General features: G+C 35.1%; 4 protein-coding genes and 1 pseudogene. 3 read left to right on the top strand and 2 right to left on the bottom strand.

Translation table 11 applies throughout. The features are described from left to right. A pseudogene (locus CDZ78_RS23395) lies at window positions 1-130 on the bottom strand (transposase); the annotation flags it as partial. A gap of 136 nt (window positions 131-266) precedes the next feature. On the opposite strand from CDZ78_RS23395, the gene CDZ78_RS22370 reads away from it, so the two are divergent. Genes CDZ78_RS22370 through CDZ78_RS18545 form a run of 3 tightly spaced genes read left to right on the top strand, consistent with a single transcriptional unit; the run spans window position 267 to window position 4,224 of the window. Next, window positions 267-437, top strand: a complete 171-nt coding sequence (locus tag CDZ78_RS22370; RefSeq protein ID WP_167374401.1) for a restriction endonuclease subunit S domain-containing protein — start codon at window positions 267-269, stop codon at window positions 435-437. Beyond that, window positions 437-3,079, top strand: coding sequence for a TrlF family AAA-like ATPase (locus CDZ78_RS18540; RefSeq protein WP_087871303.1), 2,643 nt, complete (start codon window positions 437-439; stop codon window positions 3,077-3,079). Before CDZ78_RS22370 ends, CDZ78_RS18540 begins: the two co-directional genes overlap by 1 nt. After that, the gene (locus tag CDZ78_RS18545) at window positions 3,058-4,224 is read left to right on the top strand and encodes an RNA-binding domain-containing protein (RefSeq protein ID WP_087871304.1); all 1,167 of its coding nucleotides are present in this window, start codon (window positions 3,058-3,060) and stop codon (window positions 4,222-4,224) included. Before CDZ78_RS18540 ends, CDZ78_RS18545 begins: the two co-directional genes overlap by 22 nt. A gap of 25 nt (window positions 4,225-4,249) precedes the next feature. On the opposite strand, the gene CDZ78_RS18550 is transcribed toward CDZ78_RS18545, so the two are convergent. After that, window positions 4,250-4,542: ISAzo13-like element transposase-related protein (locus tag CDZ78_RS18550; RefSeq protein WP_444979219.1), on the bottom strand; the 293-nt coding region annotated here is incomplete at its 5' end.

A 4,542-nucleotide genomic window follows, 5' to 3' on the forward strand; every position in this document is an offset into this window, starting at 1 on the left:
GTGCATAAATGCTTTGATAAACATACCGTCCAAGATCTCCTTTTAAAATTTTATAACGATACTTTGGCACAAAGACAATATGGTACTGGCAAAACTAGACCACATGTGATAATTTTTGGAATCTGCTCATTTGTTTCTCCTAGTTAAATTGCGGGAACAACTTAACTAATTGATACTCTTGAGCAGACCTTTACGCAAAGCTTTTTTTACCCCCGCCCACAGGGCGCGGTTATCTAAGTTGTAATATAAAACTGGCTGTTATTCCATTGCCAACACTTTTAGAGCAAAAATCTATCGTTCAAAAAGTCGATTCACTAATGCAAAAATGCACCGCTTTAGAATCCGAAATCAAACAAAGCGAAAACCACGCCAAACAATTAATGCAAACAGTTATCAAAGAAGCCTTTGAGCCTGATAAAAACAAGGAGATAATCTAATGTCTCAAGAAACAAAAAAATATAAGCTATTTGTTAATGGCTCAACGTGGTTAAAAGCAGATTTTCATTTGCATACCAAGGCTGATAAAGAGTTCAAATACACCGATGATAATAATTTTATAAAAAACTACGTTGCCAAACTCAAAGAGCAGGATATTAATATTGGTGTTATCACTAACCATAATAAATTTAGTAAAGATGAATTTATAAACCTTAGAAAAAAATCTCAAAAAGAAGAAATATTATTGCTTCCTGGTGTGGAATTATCTGTAAATGATGGGGCAAACGGCATTCATACGCTTATTGTCTTTTCAAATCAGTGGCTGGAAAACGGTAAGGATTATATCGGATCTTTTATTTCCTCAATGTTTACTGGAAAGGCTGAAAATGAGTATCAGCAAGAAAATGGTAGAAGCGATAAAAATATTTTGCAGGTAGTGGAAGAGCTAGAAAAAGTTAATCGGGATTATTTTCTTATTTTTGCACATGTAGAACAATGTAGCGGACTTTGGAAAGAAATGGATGGGGGCAAGCTAAGTGATTTTACTGAAAAACGTTATACCATTGTTAGACAGAGAACACTTGGTTTTCAAAAAGTCAGAACCCATGACAAACGTAGTAAAGTTAAAAGTTTGCTTAAAAATTGGTATCCGGCAGAAGTAGAAGGTTCGGACTGTAAGTCGATTGATAACATCGGTAGTAGAAATGGTGAAACTTGGTTAAAAATCGGTGATTTTAGTTTTGAGGCAGTAAAGTTTTCCTTAACTGATTATCCAAATCGTGTTCGAGAAAAGCAACCTGAAAAATATCAACATTCTTATATTAAAAGCATCTCTTTTGATGGCGGTATATTGGATGGTCAGCAGATTAATTTTTCACCTGAACTTAACTCTCTAATTGGTATTCGTGGCAGTGGTAAGTCTTCCCTATTAGAAGCAGTCCGTTATCTGCTGAACATCCCTTTTGGTGACAAAACCACCGACCAAAAATACAAAGACAGTCTGGTAGTTAATACCTTGGGCAGTGGCGGTAAAGCAACGATTGAAGCAGTGGATAAGCATGGGCAGGAATACCGATTAAGCAGAATATTAAATGAACAATCCGAAGTCTTTATCAATGATGAGCTAAAGCCTGGTATTGCCATCAGAGAAACCATTATCCATAAGCCTATCTATTTTGGTCAAAAAGACCTTTCTATCACGGGTGAAGGTTTTGAAAAAGACTTAGTCGAAAAGCTGATGGGAGAAAAGTTAAGTGATATTAGACAACAAATAGAACAACAAAAGCGCATTGTATGCGAGCAGTGCGATAAGCTGACTAACCTTGCCAGTATTAATGAAAAAATTAAGGAAAATACCGATAAACAACAGGATGCAGAATTTAGGTTAAAGATTTTTAAAGGCAATGGCATAGAAGATAAACTGCAAAAACAGACGGACTTCAATAAAGATGATCGAAAAATACAGGCCATTCTGACTGGTGTTAATCTTTATGAAAATGTGCTGTCAGAAGTGGTTAATCAATATGAAGATGAGCTTAAAAATCATCTTTTATATCATTCAAAACAAAATGAAGAATTTTTTAAGATATTTTTTGACTTATTTCAGACGGAGTTAAATTCTTTTGAGTCTATCAAAATGGAGCTTGGAAAGGTTCGACTGCAATTAGGAAAGTTAAAAGAAAAAGAAGCCGAATTTAGCCATATTAAAAAAGAGCAATCTGATCAATTTGCAGAAATCCGTAGAAAACTGGAAGCTGATCTAAAGCAACAGGGTAAACAGCTAAATTTAGAGGAATTTCCCAAACTGCAAAAAACCATAGAAACAAGCAAACAGCTACTTGATTCTCTGCAAAAGGAGAGTTTAAAAAGTTCTGTGATTAAAGATGGATTAGTTAAAGCTCTGTCATTCCTTAATGAGTTATGGCATCAGGAATTTAAGTTGATTGATATAGAGCTGAGAAAAATCAATGAAAACCATACAGCACTACAAATTAGCAGCGAGTACAAAGGAGATAAAACTGAATTTTTAGTATTTTTTAAAACCATTTTTAAAGGCAGTCGGGTTCGGGAAAATAATCTTCAGACTATGGTTAATAATCATACTAATTTTGTTGCTGTGTTTAATAATTTTGATAAGGTAAAATCTCAGCTAACAGGCTCTGCTGATACTTTTGAACAATATTTCTTTGCCAATTTAAAAGAACTGTTAAGCTGGCAAGTACCCAACAAATTTGTTATCAAATATCGTGATAAAGAATTGCAACATCATTCTTTAGGGCAAAGAGCATCAGCTCTTATTCTTTTTGTGTTAAGCCAGAAAGAAAATGATTTGGTATTTATTGACCAGCCAGAAGATGATTTGGATAATCAAACCATTTATGAGGATGTTATAAAACTGGTGAAGACATTAAAACCACACACGCAATTTATATTTGCTACCCACAATGCTAATTTTCCTGTACTGGGAGACTCGGAGCAGATTCATGCTTGTCGCTATGCTGATGACACTATGAAAATTGAAAGTGGGAGTGTTGATTCACCTGTTATTCAGCAGGAGATTGTCGATATTATGGAAGGCGGTGAAGATGCTTTTAACAAACGTAAAGAAATTTATCAGCTATGGAAACCTCAGAACTCTTAGAAATTATTGCCAGAGATGAAGACAGCAAGCATCAGTTTAAGGCCAATGTGACTAATGAAACCTCATTGGCACAAGAGATGGTTGCGTTTAGTAATACTTTAGGCGGACTATTGATTATTGGTGCGTCCAATGACGGCACACTCTCAGGCTTGACCCGTGAAGATATGGGAAGGTTGAATAATCTTATATCTAATGCGGCTTCACAACAAATAAAACCACCGATAAACCCAATTACCGAAAATATTTTGTTAGAGGGTAATCTAGTCATGATTGTGCATGTTCTCAAGGGATTTTCTAAGCCCTATATGGATAAAAATGGTGTTATCTGGGTTAAAAGTGGTGCTGATAAGAGAAAGGCGACTTCCAGAGAAGAAATACAGAGAATGTATCAAAGTGCTGGGTTGTTGCATGGTGATGAAATACCTGTTCCAGCGATGACAGTGAGTGACATTGATGAAAATATTTTCTCAGCCTTTTACCAAAAACAATATGAAGAAAGGCTGGATGAGCAAGATTTATCGCTAAAGAAAATTATAGAAAACTTGAATTTAAGCAGAGAAGGAGTATTAAATATTGCCGGGGCTTTGCTTTTTGGAAAAAATGTAGAACATCGTTTGCCTGCATTTATTGTAAAGTGTGTTACTTATCCAAATAATGATATTGATGAAGACGAATATATTGACAGTCAGGATATATCAGGCACATTAAAAAATGTTTTCAATGACACATTAGGGTTTATTTTACGAAATGTGAAAAGAGTACAGAAAGGTCAAGGGGTCAACTCACTTGGAGAACTGGCAATACCTAAAATTGTTTTTGAAGAATTGGTAGCAAATGCGTTAATCCACAGAGATTATTTTATTTCTGCCCCTGTACGAATTTTTATTTTTAGTGATCGGATTGAAATCATCAGTCCTGGGCATCTGCCCAATAACTTAACCATTGCAAATATAAAGAATGGTAATTCAAATATTAGAAACCCAATTCTTGCATCATTTGCCACCAAATTACTTCCCTATAGAGGGCTAGGAAGTGGTATTCGTAGAGCTCTTGAAGCCTATAACAAAATAGAATTTGTTGAAGATCGTGACGGTGATACTTTTAAAGCGATAATTAAAGTCAATAGAGAAAAGACTAAGGAATAAGCACGAAACAACTTCCCGATATTAATTATTCTTGAGGAATTGCCCGGTAATTCCATTTTGGTAAATGTGTATCAAATACAATCGGCATTATTTCTTTGAAGTCAGCGGCATATTTTCGTCCTGTCTCGTATATTTTGTCGAGTATGTGAACAATTGTTGTTAGTCCTTTTGACGTTGATGTTCTAGAAATCAATGTTTTAACTGTTTCAACCGAGTCAAATACAACACCTTCACAAGCACGAGTCACATGAGGAAAAAAACGATGTTCAATGGGATTATACTTGGAGGTATAAGGAGGATAGTGGGCAATCCTAATTT

This window comes from Bathymodiolus platifrons methanotrophic gill symbiont (assembly GCF_002189065.1).
Lineage (GTDB): Bacteria > Pseudomonadota > Gammaproteobacteria > Methylococcales > Methylomonadaceae > Methyloprofundus.